The 15300-nt window shown below is 51.8% G+C and carries 13 protein-coding genes; 6 read left to right on the top strand and 7 right to left on the bottom strand.

Features of this window, described 5'->3' with window-relative positions; translation table 11 throughout:
- Window positions 1–12: 12 nt before the first annotated feature.
- Together EDF78_RS10640 and EDF78_RS10645 are read right to left on the bottom strand one after the other, a co-directional pair.
- Window positions 13–1098, bottom strand: a complete 1086-nt coding sequence (locus EDF78_RS10640; protein WP_131693687.1) for a type I restriction endonuclease — start codon at window positions 1096–1098, stop codon at window positions 13–15.
- Between the two features lie 142 nt (window positions 1099–1240).
- Window positions 1241–1942: a TetR/AcrR family transcriptional regulator gene (locus EDF78_RS10645; protein ID WP_133823076.1), complete on the bottom strand. Its 702-nt coding sequence runs from the start codon at window positions 1940–1942 to the stop codon at window positions 1241–1243.
- Between the two features lie 84 nt (window positions 1943–2026).
- Between EDF78_RS10645 and EDF78_RS10650 the strand changes: the two genes are divergently transcribed.
- Both EDF78_RS10650 and EDF78_RS10655 read left to right on the top strand, forming a co-directional pair.
- Window positions 2027–3526: an MDR family MFS transporter gene (locus tag EDF78_RS10650; RefSeq protein ID WP_133823077.1), complete on the top strand. Its 1500-nt coding sequence runs from the start codon at window positions 2027–2029 to the stop codon at window positions 3524–3526.
- A gap of 103 nt (window positions 3527–3629) precedes the next feature.
- Window positions 3630–5462 (top strand): ABC transporter ATP-binding protein, encoded by a 1833-nt coding sequence (locus tag EDF78_RS10655; protein WP_095925237.1) that lies wholly within the window; start codon window positions 3630–3632, stop codon window positions 5460–5462.
- A 9-nt stretch (window positions 5463–5471) separates the two neighbouring features.
- Here the strand turns inward: EDF78_RS10655 and EDF78_RS10660 are convergent, their stop codons facing one another.
- Window positions 5472–6599: a GNAT family N-acetyltransferase gene (locus EDF78_RS10660; RefSeq protein WP_119825420.1), complete on the bottom strand. Its 1128-nt coding sequence runs from the start codon at window positions 6597–6599 to the stop codon at window positions 5472–5474.
- A gap of 163 nt (window positions 6600–6762) precedes the next feature.
- The gene (locus EDF78_RS10665) at window positions 6763–7398 is read right to left on the bottom strand and encodes a carbonic anhydrase (RefSeq protein ID WP_095923905.1); all 636 of its coding nucleotides are present in this window, start codon (window positions 7396–7398) and stop codon (window positions 6763–6765) included.
- Between the two features lie 222 nt (window positions 7399–7620).
- On the opposite strand from EDF78_RS10665, the gene msrA reads away from it, so the two are divergent.
- Window positions 7621–8166 (top strand): peptide-methionine (S)-S-oxide reductase MsrA, encoded by a 546-nt coding sequence (gene msrA / locus EDF78_RS10670; protein ID WP_095923904.1) that lies wholly within the window; start codon window positions 7621–7623, stop codon window positions 8164–8166.
- Window positions 8167–8198: 32 nt separating this feature from the next.
- Here the strand turns inward: msrA and EDF78_RS10675 are convergent, their stop codons facing one another.
- Entirely contained in the window at window positions 8199–9152 is a 954-nt protein-coding gene (locus EDF78_RS10675) for a DMT family transporter (RefSeq protein WP_133823078.1), read from the bottom strand.
- Between the two features lie 98 nt (window positions 9153–9250).
- A complete protein-coding gene (locus tag EDF78_RS10680) occupies window positions 9251–9436 on the bottom strand; it encodes a 4-oxalocrotonate tautomerase (RefSeq protein WP_232770321.1) in 186 nt (61 codons plus the stop codon).
- Between the two features lie 114 nt (window positions 9437–9550).
- Between EDF78_RS10680 and EDF78_RS10685 the strand changes: the two genes are divergently transcribed.
- The 3 genes from EDF78_RS10685 (at window position 9551) to EDF78_RS10695 (ending at window position 14251) form a co-directional block, all read left to right on the top strand.
- Window positions 9551–10438: a LysR family transcriptional regulator gene (locus EDF78_RS10685; protein ID WP_119825414.1), complete on the top strand. Its 888-nt coding sequence runs from the start codon at window positions 9551–9553 to the stop codon at window positions 10436–10438.
- Window positions 10439–10805: 367 nt separating this feature from the next.
- Window positions 10806–11174: a hypothetical protein gene (locus EDF78_RS10690; protein WP_095923900.1), complete on the top strand. Its 369-nt coding sequence runs from the start codon at window positions 10806–10808 to the stop codon at window positions 11172–11174.
- Window positions 11171–14251 (top strand): FKBP-type peptidyl-prolyl cis-trans isomerase N-terminal domain-containing protein, encoded by a 3081-nt coding sequence (locus EDF78_RS10695; protein WP_133823079.1) that lies wholly within the window; start codon window positions 11171–11173, stop codon window positions 14249–14251. Before EDF78_RS10690 ends, EDF78_RS10695 begins: the two co-directional genes overlap by 4 nt.
- A 67-nt stretch (window positions 14252–14318) precedes the next feature.
- Here the strand turns inward: EDF78_RS10695 and EDF78_RS10700 are convergent, their stop codons facing one another.
- Window positions 14319–15140, bottom strand: a complete 822-nt coding sequence (locus tag EDF78_RS10700) for an alpha/beta hydrolase (RefSeq protein ID WP_095923898.1) — start codon at window positions 15138–15140, stop codon at window positions 14319–14321.
- Window positions 15141–15300: the final 160 nt, after the last annotated feature.

The following is a 15300-nucleotide window of genomic DNA, read 5'->3' on the forward strand; positions in this document are numbered from 1 at the left end:
ACCCTCAGCCCATCAGTTATAACTCTGAGCTGTTTTATTAAGATGATCAGAAAATTGGTAGATATCATCGAGAGAGTCTATCGGATGTCGGGTCTCATTTTTTTCGGCATCAAACAACCCAATATAAAATTGAGTACGGTTAAAATGGAGACGACAAATAGGTTTTCTGTTGTTGTCATCAATGAGAATACCAAAATAGCTTTTGGTATCCCTCGGTGTGATACGTTTAGCATCGACAATGGTTCTTATGATTGACTTAACAATATGGAACCCTTCCAGTTCTTCCTCAGAGGTAACAATCTGTTCTGTTTCAGGCGTGCTCATAATTGCGGATGCAGCACCAGGTTCATCTTCGATTTCTTTTACAGGTAAGTTTTGCACTGTGCCGCTGAGTGCTGATTTAAGCCTTTCGTTAACCTGATCATTTAACAACTGGCTCGCGGCCTTACGGGTAAGAGTATTAAATTGCTCACGGACTTTTTGAGTGAGTATTCCGTCATAAACACGAGAAGCAAAGAATTTAACGAAATCTTCCTCAGGATTAGTGAACTGAGTAAGAAATATTTTCTTAATCTGACTTACGTATTTCAGCTCACCCGCAGCATTGACGATGGACTCAACATCGAAGGCTGATTTGGTGAGTTTGATCAACTCTGGAACGAGATTCTCATCTAAATCAAGTAGATCGAGTTCAAAGAATGGTTTCTCATCCATTTTATTCGGAGCATCAAGATCAGTAAAAAACTTATATACCTGCCCGTTAGTTAGAACGGATATCCGGGCATTTGTCACATGGAAATATCGGAATAGTTGAGAAGCGTGGTTTATGTTGAGTGATTCGCCGATTTTTTTGCATTCCACAAGGATTTGAATTTCTCCCCCTTTAAGGATTGCGTAATCGATTTTTTCACCTTTTTTGGTACCTACATCACAGATAAATTCTGGAATAACCTCTGTCGGGTCAAAAACATCATACCCAAGTATTTTATTAATAAATGGCATAACAAATGCGTTTTTGGTGGCTTCTTCAGTTTGAATCAGTGGCGACTGTTGCTTAATTTTTACAGCCAAGCTATTCAATTGTTCCAAAATTTCCATATATGCCTCAATTATTTTCTAATCACTGCTGTGTGATGTTTACTTATAGGGAATATAGAGGAATAACACCAGATGCAAATTGTGGCATTGATCACTTATTCAGTGAAATGCCACTAATAATCGAGGAGTAAAAGTAAATAGCTTATGACTTCTGCGGTGCAAGGCCGTGGAACAGCAGCAGGGCGACGTGTTTGCGCAGCATATCGGGGGAGATCGGCGACGCGCCTTCCTGACGCATTTTCATGGAGGCCATCGGGAACAGCGTCAGGCCGAACAGGGAGATGAACAGCAGCGCCGGATTCAGATCCGGGTTCAGCCGTCCTTCCGCCTGCCAGCGGGTAATGCATTCCTGCACGATTTTACGGTTTTTATCGCCGTTACGTTCTTCCATGCGTTTTTTCAGCATACCGCTTTCGCTGATCACTTCGCGTACCCACAGCGGTGCCACCCACGGGTATTTTTCTGCCGCATCAATCATGCACTGCGCCATATGGGTGATTGCCATCAGCGGGTCGTCGGCATGGGTTTCGAAAATGTCGGTGAAACCGGCGCGCACCGGCTGGAAACGTTCGTCGATCATCACGTCCAGCAGCTGTTCGCGGGTTTTAAAATAGTAATGCAGCATGGCGGTGGTGACGCCTGCTTCTCTGGCGATCATGCTCAGCGGCGTTTCAGCGATGCCGTATTGGGCAAACAGTTTCAGGGCGGCATCCAGCAGCAGTTCGCGCTTATCTTCACCTTTTTTGGCACTGCGCGGCCGTCCCGGACGACGGGCGGGCGAGGTGACTTCCTTTTGATCCTTTTGTGCGGATCCTGGCGATTCTGAGATTTTTCTGTCTGCCATAAGGGGTTTGATCCATTGACCAGATTAATTTGATGCTTCAATATTAATTATACAGTTAATTAATTACAAGTCAGGATGTCATTCATGACGACAATAAATTCGGCACAGAGCGAAGTCACGAAGGAGAAGCCTTCGATAAAGCTGCTGTTCTCCGCGCTGATGCTGGTGATGCTGCTGGCCGCACTCGACCAGACGATTGTGTCTACCGCGTTGCCGACTATCGTCAGCGAGCTCGGCGGGCTGGATCAGCTCTCGTGGGTGGTGACCTCTTATCTGCTGGCCTCCACGATTGTGGTGCCGCTTTACGGTAAGTTTGGTGATCTGCTCGGACGCAAAATCGTGCTGCAAACGGCGATCATTGTGTTCCTGCTCGGTTCGGTATTGTGCGGACTGGCGCAAAACATGACGCAGCTGATCCTGATGCGCGCTCTGCAAGGGCTGGGCGGTGGCGGGCTGATGGTGGTCAGTATGGCGGCGGTCGGTGATGTGATCCCGCCTTCTGAGCGCGGAAAATATCAGGGGCTGTTCGGCGGCGTGTTTGGTCTGGCGACGGTGATCGGGCCGCTGATCGGCGGTTTTTTGGTAGAACACATTTCGTGGCGCTGGATTTTCTACATCAACCTGCCACTGGGGATTTTTGCCCTGCTGGTGATTGGCGTGGCGCTGAAATCACAGAGCGCACGCATCCGCCATGAAATCGATTTTCTCGGCGCGGGTTATCTCGCGGCGGCACTGACCTGCATCATTTTGTTCACCAGCGAAGGTGGCACGGTGTATCAGTGGTCGGATCCGCAACTGTGGTGCATTCTCGCCTTCGGTATCGTGACACTCGGCGGCTTTATTTATGAAGAAACGCTGGCCGCTGAACCGATCATTCCGCTGGGGCTGTTCCGCGACCGCACCTTCCTGCTCAGTTGCGCGATCAGCTTTATTATCGGCATGTCGCTGATGGGATCGATGACCTTCCTGCCGCTGTATTTGCAGGTGGTAAAAGGCTCGTCGCCGTCGGAAGCCGGGATGCAACTGTTGCCGCTGATGGGCGCGTTGCTGGTCAGTTCGATTATCAGCGGACGGCTGATCAGCCGCATCGGGCGTTACCGTATCTTCCCGATTATCGGCACCTTGCTGAGTTTTGCCGGCATGGTGTTACTGGCTCTGCTGAAAGTCAGCACGCCGGTGCATATGTTGTATCTCTACATCGGCGTGCTCGGCCTTGGCCTCGGGATGGTGATGCAGGTGCTGGTGCTGGCGGTGCAAAACTCGGTATCGATGAAACAGATGGGCGTGGCCACCTCCGGGGTGACGCTGTTCCGCTCGATTGGCGGTTCGATTGGCGTGGCGATGTTTGGTGCCATTTTCACCCACGTCCTGCGTGATCAGCTGGTGGCGCTGATCCCCGAAGGCACGGTGCTTCCGCGTTCCCTCAGCGCGCAGGCGGTGCAGGAATTACCCACCGCCATCCGCGCTGATTATTTGCAGGCGTTTGGCTCGGCGCTGCACTCGGTGTATCTGATTGCTGCCTGCGTGATGGTGCTGGCGTTTGTTCTGTCGCTGTTGCAAAAAGATGCGGTGCTGAAGAAATAAGCGGCGGCACTCTGCGCGATATGCACTAAGCTTTCCCCTTTACGGCGTTGAAATGGCATGGAAATCCGGCAGCGCCGACAGGGATATCATCAAGGGGATCGCTATGCTGTTTCGCCGTTTCGAGCGAATGATCGACATCTTCCGTGAGGCACCGGCCGCTCAGCCGCCGGATCAGGTTCTGCCTTTCTATCTTTATTATCTGCGTCAGGTCTGGCCAAGCTTTGCGATTTTGCTGGTGGTGGGGCTGGTCTGCGCGCTGATTGAAGTCTCGCTGTTCAGCTATCTCAGCCAGATTATCGATCTGACCAAAGACACCCCGCCGGGCAGTTTTTTCACCGACCATATGGGCGAGCTGTTGTGGATGGCGGCGGTGGCGATGATTCTGCGGCCGGTATTTATCGGGCTGCATGATTTGCTGGTTCACCAGACTATCAGCCCCGGCATGACCAGCATGATCCGCTGGCAGAATCATAAGTATGTCCTCAAACAAAGTCTGAACTTTTTCCAGAGCGATTTCGCCGGACGCATTGCCCAGCGCATCATGCAGACCGGGAACTCGCTGCGCGATTCTGCGGTGCAGGCGGTGGATGCCATCTGGCATGTGGTGATTTACGCCGCCAGTGCGCTGTTCCTGTTTGCCGAAGCCGACTGGCGGCTGATGATCCCGCTGATTATCTGGATTTTCGGCTATGGCGTGTGCCTGCGTTATTTCGTGCCGCGCGTGAAACAACGTTCGGTGCAGTCGTCGGAAGCGCGCTCAAAACTGATGGGCTGCATCGTTGACGGTTACACCAATATCACCACGCTGAAACTGTTCGCGCATACCGATCTTGAGCAGAAATACGCCCGCGAAGCGATCACCGAACAGACGGAGAAAACCCAGCTGGCGGGGCGTCTGGTTACCGGCATGGACGTGTCAATCACCACGCTGAACGGGCTGCTGATTGTCAGCACCACGGGTCTGGCGCTGTGGTTGTGGACGCAGTCGCTGATAAGCGTCGGAGCCATCGCGCTGGCGACCGGCCTGGTTATCCGTATTGTGAATATGTCCGGCTGGATCATGTGGGTGGTGAACGGTATTTTCGAAAATATCGGTATGGTGCAGGACGGCCTGCATACCATTGCGAAACCGCTGAGCGTCACCGATCAACCGCAGGCGAAAGCACTGAAAGTCGATCAGGGTGCGATCCACTTTGATCATGTGGACTTCAATTACGGCAAAGGCGGCAGGGTGATCCATCATCTGGATCTGGCGATCCGCCCCGGCGAGAAGATCGGCCTGATCGGACCGTCCGGCGCGGGGAAATCCACGCTGGTGAACCTGCTGCTGCGCCTGTATGACATCGACGGCGGCCGCATTCTGATTGATCAGCAGAACATCGCGGAGGTCACGCAGGAAAGCCTGCGCGCGCAAATCGGCATGATCACGCAGGATACCTCGCTGCTGCACCGTTCGATCCGCGATAACCTGCTGTACGGACGGCCGGACGCAACGGAAGAAGAGTTGCAGCTGGCAATCCGTCAGGCACGCGCCGACGAGTTTATTCCCGAACTCTATGATTCGCTGGGCAGAACCGGGCTGGATGCGCATGTCGGCGAACGCGGGGTGAAACTTTCCGGCGGCCAGCGTCAGCGTATCGCGATTGCCCGCGTATTACTGAAAAACGCACCTATCCTGATCATGGATGAAGCCACATCGGCGCTGGATTCCGAAGTGGAAGCGGCGATTCAGGAAAGTCTGGAGACGCTGATGGGCGGCAAAACGGTGATTGCGATTGCACACCGCTTATCGACGATCGCCAAAATGGACCGGCTGGTGGTGCTGGAAAAAGGGCAGATTGTTGAGACGGGCAATCACGCCGAACTGCTGGCGCACGGCGGGCTTTATGCGCGCCTGTGGCAACATCAGACCGGCGGATTTGTCGGCATGGATTAAGGCCGGAACTTAAACGACGTCGTGCCGGTAGGGCAGCACTTCGCGGGCTTCGTCCGCCCAGCGCTGCACGGCGGCACGTTCTTCCACCAGAAAATCTTCCACGGCGTCACGTAAACCCGGATGCCGTAAATAGTGCCACGAGTCGGTGATCACCGGCTCAAAGCCGCGCAGCAGTTTGTGTTCACCCTGTGCGCCCGCGTCAAAGCGCGCCAGCCCGCTGGCAATCGCGTATTCCATTCCCTGATAGAAACAGGTTTCAAAATGCAGCCGGTCGAATTCTGCCAGACAGCCCCAGTAACGCCCGTAAAACGTATCGCCACTGATTAAGCTGAACGCCATTGCCACGTCGCGGCCGTTTTGTTGCGCGAAGACGACGCGGATCGCCTCCGGCATTCTTTCCGCCAGCAGGCTGAAAAAAGTGCGGGTCAGATACGGCGACTGGCCGCGAATATGATAGGTGTTGCTGTAGCAGGCATAAACGAAATCCCATTGTGATTCAGTTACCTGTGCGCCTTCCCGCCAGACAAAATCAATTCCCTGCGCAGCCACCTGTTCGCGCTCTTTGCGAAACTGTTTACGCTTGCGCGATGTCAGCGCATCAAGGTAATCCTGAAAATCGCGGTAACCGCGATTCTGCCAGTGATATTGCAAACCCTGCCGGTGCTGCCACACCGCTTCACTGCCCATCAGCCGGTTGGCGCGCTCGTCGGTAAAATTGATGTGCGCGCCGGTCAGGCCGTTCTCTTCCAGATAATCCGGCAACGCCTGCAACAGGCTGATGGCGGCAGATTCCTCGCCCAGCAATCGTGCGCCGGTCACCGGGCTGAACGGCACCGCGCCAAGCCATTTCGGGTAATAGGCAATGCCCGAACGCTGGCAGGCATCCGCCCAGCCCTGATCAAAGACGTATTCGCCATAAGAATGGCGCTTGCGGTAGCCGGGAATGGCGGCGCGGATTTCGCCGTTTTCCTGCCAGAGCAGATGCTGCGGACGCCAGCCGGAGTGCGGTCCCAGGCTGCCGCTGTCTTCCAGCGCCGATAAAAAGGCATAACTGAGGAAAGGCTGTTGCGCAGGCACCAGCGCATCCCACTGTGCAGCAGGACAATCGGCCAGACGGTCTAACGTGATAACAGGCATCAATTATTCTCGCTGTGGCGTAAAAGAGAAATCGGTTAACTGTCGTTCAGGCAGGGGGATATTACGGCAGAGGGTAAGACAACAATATAATAAGACTTAAGTCGCTGATTTATCATCCGGAACATTATTTAACACTGTTCCGGATGTTTTATTTTACGGGCAATTAACTGGCGCGGACTTCCGGATTATCTGACAGCGAAATAAAGGATGCGCTTTTCGCATCAAAGGCTTCGATGCAACCGGATTCAATATCATACACCCAGCCGTGCAGGGTAATTTCCCCTTTCGCCAGCGCGACCGCCACGCAAGGATGCGTACGCAGGTTGCTCAGCTGAGCCACGACGTTCTGGTGCACCATACCGTTCACACGAGCTTCTGGATTTTCGTGTTCGACGGATTCATTAATCGCTTTTGCGGCATCGGAATAACGCAGCCAGTGCGCGACCGCAGGCATGTGATCCAGACAGGTGCAGTTAGCGATGGCGCTCATTGCGCCGCAGTTGGAATGCCCGCAGATGACGATATCTTTCACGCCCAGTGCTTTAACGGCGTACTCGACCGTAGCGGAAACGCCGCCCGGTTCCGGCCCGAATGGCGGCACAATATTCCCGGCATTACGGATCACAAACAGTTCACCCGGTTCACGTTGCGTCACTAATTCCGGTACCAGACGGCTGTCGGAACAGGAGATAAACAGGGTCTTAGGATTTTGGTTTAACGCGAGTTCTTTGAATAGCTTAGAGCGTTGAGGAAACGCCTCTTTCTGGAATCTGAGGAAGCCTTCAATTACGTCTTTCATAGGGGAATTCCGTGTATTTCAATGTCAGTGAGTCTGCCACGAAAAAAAAGGCAGATCAATCAGACGCAATATCAGCATTATTTCTGTGGGAAATTAACTGACACAAAATATTCTCTTTTTCTGCGCAGAAGAAATTCACACAGCCGGTTATTTATTGTAAACCCTTTATCTCAGTGTCATCTGTCCCCATATTTCCTTTGTTGCCTAAATTAAGGAGTCTGCATGACAATCGAATACGCTATTTTCGGCGGTGGTTGCTTCTGGTGTACGGAAGCGGTGTTCAAAGACGTCATCGGCGTCGAGTCGGTGGAAAGTGTGTACACCGGCGGCCGTCGCCCGAATCCGACCTATGAACAGGTTTGCACCGGCACGACCGGCCATGCAGAAGCCATCCGCGTCGGTTTTGACCCGGAAAAACTGAGCTACGGCGATCTGCTGGATATCCACTTTGTGACCCACGATCCGACCCAGCTTAACCGTCAGGGGAATGACGTCGGCACGCAATACCGTTCGGCGATTTTCCCGGCCAATGAACAGCAGAAAGCGGAGGCGGAAGCCGCCATACTGCGCGCGCAGCACGATCACCGTGATCCGATCGTGACCAGCATCGAACCGCTCGGCGAAGTGTACGTGGCCGAAGGCTATCACCAGAATTACTGGGATGGCGCCGGGCAGCAGAACCGTTATTGCATGGCAGTGATCCCACCGAAACTGCAAAAGTTGCGTAAGAGTTTTGCGCAGCGCACCAAATCTTTGCAGCAGTCATAACGGCGGGTTGCGCAGTTGTGCAGTAAAAACTCTCAGTTATTGCGCACAGGGACGCCCACGCTTTTCTGTGTGCGATAGCGAAGATAGAGATTATTGAGGATCAGCGCAGAACCGGTGATACAGGCACCCGCGATTTCCGGGGCGCTGGGTTCGACACCGGTCATGGCGGAGATAGAGAACGCGGTGATCGGGACGATATCCATAAACAACACCCCGTTAAGTGGTGTCAGGATTTTATTGCCGATATTCCAGCACAGGATGCCGATAAAACTGGCCACGAAGGCGGTGTAAAAGACATGCGGGATCACATACACGAAGTCGCTGACGGCGGGCACGGCCACGAAGCCAGTGATATACAGCAGCGCGTTTAATACCAGTACGCTGGTCATCCCGAGAACGCTGGTTAATGCGGTGTATTTAAGCGGTGACCAGGTCGGGAAAAACGACGCGCCCACGGTGTAAAATACCCAACACAGTGCGCCGAAAATAATCAGGGCGTTGGCTTTGTAGCTGGAAGGTGAATCAAACAGGCTGGCATAGTGCCCTTTGGTGATCACGGTCATCACCCCAAAAAAAGACATCATAATCAGGCCAACGGAAACCGCGGGCGGGACGATTTTGCGCAATACGCCGTTTACCAGAATACCCAGCATCGGCATGGTCGCCATCATGATCGACGTGGTTAACGCGCCGTTTTCTCCGGCCATTTGCTGACCCAGAAAAACAAAAAAACCAAAACCCACAAAAGCCGCTGAACCTAATAACCAGGCCAGACCGACGCGTTCACCTTTCAGGTTCAGCCCCTGTTTTCCTTCGCGTAATCTCAGCGCGATCACTAACGCGATCGCCGCGAAACCATAGCGCAGGGTGGTGAAAGTATAGGGGTCAAGATGTCTCAGCGCGCTGGTCATCATCGGGAACGTCGCGCCCCAGGATAAGGTCGCTATCAGACAGCAGATAACGCCCGCAGAGTAAGAGTTTTTCATTTCTTTATTTCTCGGTTAAGTGGCAATCATAATGAAATCATTCAGTCATCCGGCACAGGGAACATGTGCCGGGTGGTCAGTCTTCTTTCGCCTGAGAATTATTCCCCCAGCAGTTTCCCGCCTTTTGCCCAATGCGTTTTAGGGACTTCAGTAATCACCACATCAAGGCTTTCAGGCTTGCAGTTGAGGGTTTCTGCCGCGACACGCGTGACTTCACGGGCGAAATCGCTTTTTTGCTCAGGCGTACGGCCCGGCACCAGTTCTAAACGGATAATTGGCATCATGGTTCCTTATTTTTCAGCCCCCCGGCTGAGGGGCTGAATCTGATTTTTACTGAAGCGCGGGAAATGATAAATATGTGTTAAGTTGAATGAATTGAAACCTGCAGGTTCATAATCATGAGCAAATTGTCCGGAATGGAAATGTTCGTCAGAGTGGTGGAATGTGGCAGTTTCACCGCGGCAGCGGTGGCCAGCGGCGTCTCACCCACGATGGTGGGCAAGCAGATCCGGGAGATTGAACAAAGGCTCGGTGCGCGCTTATTGCACCGCACGACGCGGCGTCAGCAACTGACGGAAGTCGGCCAGCTCTATTTTGACCGCTGTCGCCGGGTGCTGTCGGAAGTGGAGCTGGCGGAGAGCAGCGCCATGGAATTGCAGGCCGCGCCGAAAGGGCTGGTACGAATGATTGCCCCGGTCAGTTTCGGCTGTCAGTGTCTGGTGCCGGAACTGAGCGCCTACATGGCGCAGCATCCCGATGTGGACGTGATGCTGAATCTGGATAACCGGGTGCCGAATCTGAGTCAGGAAAATTACGAATTAGGCATTCAGATCGGGGAAGTGTGTGAGCCGGGCGTGGTGGCGCGTCCGTTACGCCCGTATCGCCGGATACTGGCCGCGTCGCCGGACTATATCCGTCAGCACGGTATGCCGGAACATCCCGATCAGCTCGGCAATTACAGCTGCCTCGGCCTGTCCTACTGGCTGCATCAGGATCGCTGGGATCTGATGGGGCCGGAAGGGGAAACCTTTAAGGCGTTTATCAGTGGCCGGTTCATGTCTAATCAGGGCAATTCCCTCAGGATTGCGGCACTGAATGGCTGCGGGATTGTTCTGCAACCCGATTATGTGTTGATGGACGATATCGCGCAGGGCCGTCTGGTTCCTGTATTACCGGCATGGTCGTATAAGCCAACGCCCTTGTACCTGATATATCATCAGGATAGTCGTCCTTCTGCCAAATTACGCAGTGTCATTGATTTTCTTATGGAACGTCTGGGGGCATGAAATCCCAGAATGAGAATTATGCTTACCAATAATCCTAATCGCGAATGAGGGGCATTTCTTTTTTAACGGAAAGCGTTAATTTATTATTTCCGCCTCCGCTTTGGCCGGTTAAAATTCTGGATGACATAGCACAATTTTGACGCGCTATCGGGTCATCTGACGCAGAAAAAGGTGTTTTTGCAGGCTTGCGGAGACCGGGTTTTGGCACTAAATTTACTTTTTTTATCCTCTAATGCCATGATTAACCGTCTTTTATAAGTTGTTTTGGGTTGGCTACATATTCATTTAAGTGAAAGTGGGTGTTCCACGGGCGATTTTGCTGGGAAAATAATGTGTTCCATCAGTAAAACCCTACAGGATAACTTCCATGAATAAGCCCGGCTTAACGTCTTTGGCACTCCTGGCGTTAATCGCTTTGAGCGCATGCAGTACGAAAAATAATGTGGCGACAACAAAAGAGACACCGACAAATAAAACGTCGAATAATACCTGTGTTAATGAATTCAAAGCATTACAGCGTCTCTCTCCTCACGATTTTGAAATTTACCAGCAACAGTTTAATCAGCTGACGAAATCTTATGATGTGTATAAAGCGAATAAGGGTCTGATTAATAAAGATGCTCAGGAAATCCTGAACATCGAGCTGGATTCAAAATTAAAACTTATCTGCGCAAGAGTTAAAGGTGCGACCTTTAAGAGCATGGACGAGCGCTCTCAGGAAGTGAATAAAATATGATGGCGCGAGTGAAGTCTTTCTTCTTAATTCTGCTCCTGATCAATATACAGGGAGCCCATGCTGAAGAGCCGGTGGATGCTAACCTGAGTCTTTTGGATCAGTTGCAAAGTGAAAATTTAATTTCTGCTCCAGAACCTTCTGTTTTTGCGGAAAAAGATAAGACTTCCTCTCCGCTGATCCAGCCTCCAAAAAATATTGTCGTGCCGAAAGCCCCTGTTGAAAAACCCGTCGCTGTCGAAAAACCGGTAGCGCCAAAACCGCGGCCTAAACCGACGCCAGCGCCAGCCAGGAAAACCCCCAAAGCGCCTCAGCCTGCGAGCACTCAATCGGTACCGGCGGTGCCTGCCACTGCGGATGTCAGCGACACCCAGAAAAAGGCCAACGATCAGCTCAAAAAATCCCTTGAGGCAGCAAAATCCACCGCAGAAAAATCCCGTGACCAATACGCGGCGTTGCAAAAATCCTATGCGGATACACAAAAAGAAAACCAACAGCTACAAACGCAGATTGCGGCGTTAAAAGCCAAACCTGTGGTGACCCCGCCGTCGGCAGACCAGAAACTTGCACAGAAAAAAGCGCAGGATGAACTGAAACAACTGCAAAATTCGCTGAAAAATACACAACAAGAAAATCAGCAGATCAAATCGCAGTTACAGACGCTGCAGGTCAGCAAGAAACAAGCCGAAAGCCTGACGGAAAAATTGTCCGTTGCGCAGACCGCGTCTAAAAAATCTCAGGACGAAGTGGCCGGTATCCAGCAGTCGTTGAAAAAGACCAAAGCTGAAAATGATCAACTGAAAGCGCAGCTCACCGCGCTGAAAACCAGTCAAGACGGGGTCGCGAAAAAATCCTCTGAGCAGGTGGCGACGTCGCAGCTGGCAGCCAAAAAAGCCCAGAAAGAGATTGCCACCCTTGAGGCGAGCTTTAAGAAATTAACCAGTGAAAATACGCAACTCAAAACACAACTCGATACCGTGAAAAAGCAATCCTCCGTGCGAATTGAGCAGCTCAGCTCATCCGCGCGTGCTAACGGTAAATCGCTGGCTGAATTCGCGGTACTGAATGCGACATTGCAGCAGGCGACAGAAGAAAATCATCAGCTCAAAACCCGGCTCGAGACGCTGCAAAAGCAGTCGACGGAACAGGCTGATAAGTTGCAGGCTTTACAAAGCAATGGCTCTAAATCCCAGGCGAATGTCGCTGAGTTGCAGACGACGGCAAAACAAGCCGCCGCTGAAAATGCACAGCTGAAAGCGCAACTGGCCGATCTGCAAAAACAGGGAGACAGCCAGAACGAGAAGATTGCGTTTGCCGTGGCCGCCAATAACAAGTCTCTCGGTGAAAATCAGGTTCTGCAGAAAACCCTTAAACAGGCCACTGATGAGAATGCGCAGTTGAAAACTCAGCTGGCAGGTCTGAAAAAACAGGGCACCGCGCAGAATGGCAAACTGTCCGAATCTGAAGCCGCCAACAAAAAGTCACAGGCTGACTATCTGGCCGTGCAGAAAACCCTTAAACAGGCCGCTGATGAAAATGCACAGCTGAAAACCCAGCTGGCAGATTTACAAAAACAGAGTGCCGCGCAGAACGACAAACTGTCTGTGTCAGAGACGGCCAATAAAAAGTCGCAGGTCGATTATCAGACCTTGCAGAAAACCCTTAAACAGGCCGCTGATGAGAATGCACTGCTGAAAACCCAGCTGGCAGACCTGCATAAACAGGGCACCTCGCAGAATGGCAAACTGTCCGATTCTGAAGCTGCCAATAAGAAAACTCAGGCAGATTATCTGGCCTTGCAGAACAGCGTGAAACAGGCTGCGGATGAAAATGCGCAGATGAAAACTCAGCTGGCAGCGTTACAGAAACAAGGCGCGGCGCAAAATGAAAAGTTGTCTGCGTCTGAAGCCGCCAATAAGAAATCTCAGGCGGATTATCTGGCCTTGCAGAAAACCCTGAAACAAGCCACCGATGATAAAACGCAACTGAATACCCAACTGGCAGCCTTGCAGAAACAAAGCGCCGCGCAGGCTGAAAAACTGATTGCGTCTGAAGCCGCCAATAAGAAATCTCAGGCGGATTATCTGGCCCTGCAGAAAACCCTGAAACAAGCCACGGATGACAACGCGCAACTGAATACCCAACTGGCAGAGTTACAGAAACAAAGCACCGCACAGGCTGAAAAACTGGCTGCGTCTGTGGCTGCGAATCAAAAATCGCAGAATGAGTATCAGGCGTCGCAAACGGCATTAACAACCTCTTCTGAGGATGTGAAACGCCTGACAACCCAGCTCAGCGAGAGTCAGCTGGCGGCGACCAAAGTTACGGAAGAAAAAAATAAACTGACAGCCGAACTGGATAAAACGAAGAAAGACCTCGCCTCACACAGTATCGCTGCCGTGACAAAATCTGGCGGAGAGCTGATCAGTGATGCCGAACTGAAAGCGTTGCAGGCGAAAGAAAGCAAGAAAACCGGCCGTTCTTATTCTGTCGGGTATTTGCTGGGTCAGGCCGCGAATTCAAAAATCGAGCAGGTGGTATCCGCCGGTGAGAAAATTGATCGCAATGTGATTATCAAAGGCTTTGTTGACCGCATGAATGAGCTGTCCAGCATGTCGACAGAAGACATGCGGGAGTCGCTGAACAGTCTGGACAGTGATATCCGCTCTCGTCAGGAAAAGCAAAAGATGTCCAATGTAGAGAATAACCAGAAAATCCTCGATAAAGCGGGCAAAACGAAAGGTGCGGTGAAAGCCAAATCGGGCTTCATTTACCAGATCACTAAGCCAGGCTCTGCCCCTAAAGTGACGATGGAGAAAAGCATTCGTCTGCGGATTATTGAGAAACTGGGCGACGGTAAAGTCATTGCCAGCGAAAAAGACGATAATGTGATCAGCGCGGCCGTCACGGAAATCCCGGCAGTGCTTCAGGAAGTCGTGCTGAATCTGGGTTTGCAAGGTGAAGCCACATTGTATATTCCGCCTGAACTGGCGTATGGCAAAGACGGCATTCCGGGGAAAATCCCGCCGAATTCACTTTCCATCATGAATATCAAAATATTAGGTGTGAAAGACAAGTAACAGTGGCCGGATAAAAAAAGGCAGGCGATCGTCAGATCACCTGCCTTTTTTATTTCTGCGGCCTGATTTATTTACCGCTCAGGAACGCCAGTAAATCTTCATTCAGCTGATCCTGATGGGTAACCGCAAACCCGTGCGGTGCGCCTTCATAAACTTTCAGCTCTGAATTCTTAATCATTTCTGCGGCCAGTTTGCCGGTGGCTTCAAACGGCACGATCTGGTCGGCGCTGCCGTGGATCACCAGCGTCGGCACGGTGATTTTCGCCATGTCCGGGCGGAAATCCGTCTCGGAGAATGCCGTCACACAATCAACGGTGCCTTTCAGCGATGCCATCAGCGCGATGTTCAGCGTCTGGGTCATTATGCCGTCAGAAACGGTCATGCCCTGATTGGTGCCGTAGAACGGCGTCGCAAAGTCACTGATAAATTGTGCGCGGTCTTTCAGCAGGCCGGTTTTGATGCCGTCGAAGACCGATTTATCCACGCCCTGCGGATGATCTTCCGTCTTAATAAACAGCGGCGTCACCGCACCTAACAACACCAGACTGGTGACACGTTCTGAGCCGTAACGGCTGATATAACGCGTCACATCGCCGCCACCCATTGAGAAACCAACCAGCGTGACGTCATGCAGATCGAGATGTTCGATCAGGTCGTTGATATCGGACGCGAAAGTGTCGTAGTTGTAACCTTCCCACGGCTGTTCTGAACGGCCAAACCCGCGACGGTCAAAGGCGATAACGCGATAACCGCGATCAGCCAGGAAATTCATCTGGCTGTCCCACATATCGGCGTCCAGCGGCCAGCCGTGGCTGAATAATACCGGCTTACCTTTGCCCCAGTCTTTAAAATAAATTTGAGTGCCGTCTTGGGTATTGAATGTGCTCATGTTTATTTCCTCAGCGATTGTTTTTGCAGGTTTTGCGTATTGTGTGTTGTGTTGCAATCAACATTAGGCGTGGCGGGGAAATATTGCTAACAGGTTATTTTTGACAAGTCGTTAAAAGATTTTGGTGTTCCTATCATTATGAAAAATAGGCGTATTCATG

Source organism: Rahnella sp. BIGb0236, from assembly GCF_004364755.1.
Taxonomy (GTDB): Bacteria; Pseudomonadota; Gammaproteobacteria; order Enterobacterales; family Enterobacteriaceae; genus Rahnella; species Rahnella victoriana.

Excerpts from the sequence above, each read along its gene's own strand:
- EDF78_RS10640 (WP_131693687.1), bottom strand. The coding sequence starts at position 1,098 with ATGGAAATTTTGGAACAATTGAATAGCTTGGCTGTAAAAATTAAGCAA.
- EDF78_RS10680 (WP_232770321.1), bottom strand. The coding sequence starts at position 9,436 with ATGATGCCAATTATCCGTTTAGAACTGGTGCCGGGCCGTACGCCTGAG.
- msrA (WP_095923904.1), top strand. The coding sequence starts at position 7,621 with ATGACAATCGAATACGCTATTTTCGGCGGTGGTTGCTTCTGGTGTACG.
- EDF78_RS10660 (WP_119825420.1), bottom strand. The coding sequence starts at position 6,599 with ATGCCTGTTATCACGTTAGACCGTCTGGCCGATTGTCCTGCTGCACAG.
- EDF78_RS10665 (WP_095923905.1), bottom strand. The coding sequence starts at position 7,398 with ATGAAAGACGTAATTGAAGGCTTCCTCAGATTCCAGAAAGAGGCGTTT.
- EDF78_RS10700 (WP_095923898.1), bottom strand. The coding sequence starts at position 15,140 with ATGAGCACATTCAATACCCAAGACGGCACTCAAATTTATTTTAAAGAC.
- EDF78_RS10645 (WP_133823076.1), bottom strand. The coding sequence starts at position 1,942 with ATGGCAGACAGAAAAATCTCAGAATCGCCAGGATCCGCACAAAAGGAT.
- EDF78_RS10655 (WP_095925237.1), top strand. The coding sequence starts at position 3,630 with ATGCTGTTTCGCCGTTTCGAGCGAATGATCGACATCTTCCGTGAGGCA.
- EDF78_RS10695 (WP_133823079.1), top strand. The coding sequence starts at position 11,171 with ATGATGGCGCGAGTGAAGTCTTTCTTCTTAATTCTGCTCCTGATCAAT.
- EDF78_RS10675 (WP_133823078.1), bottom strand. The coding sequence starts at position 9,152 with ATGAAAAACTCTTACTCTGCGGGCGTTATCTGCTGTCTGATAGCGACC.
- EDF78_RS10685 (WP_119825414.1), top strand. The coding sequence starts at position 9,551 with ATGAGCAAATTGTCCGGAATGGAAATGTTCGTCAGAGTGGTGGAATGT.
- EDF78_RS10650 (WP_133823077.1), top strand. The coding sequence starts at position 2,027 with ATGACGACAATAAATTCGGCACAGAGCGAAGTCACGAAGGAGAAGCCT.
- EDF78_RS10690 (WP_095923900.1), top strand. The coding sequence starts at position 10,806 with ATGAATAAGCCCGGCTTAACGTCTTTGGCACTCCTGGCGTTAATCGCT.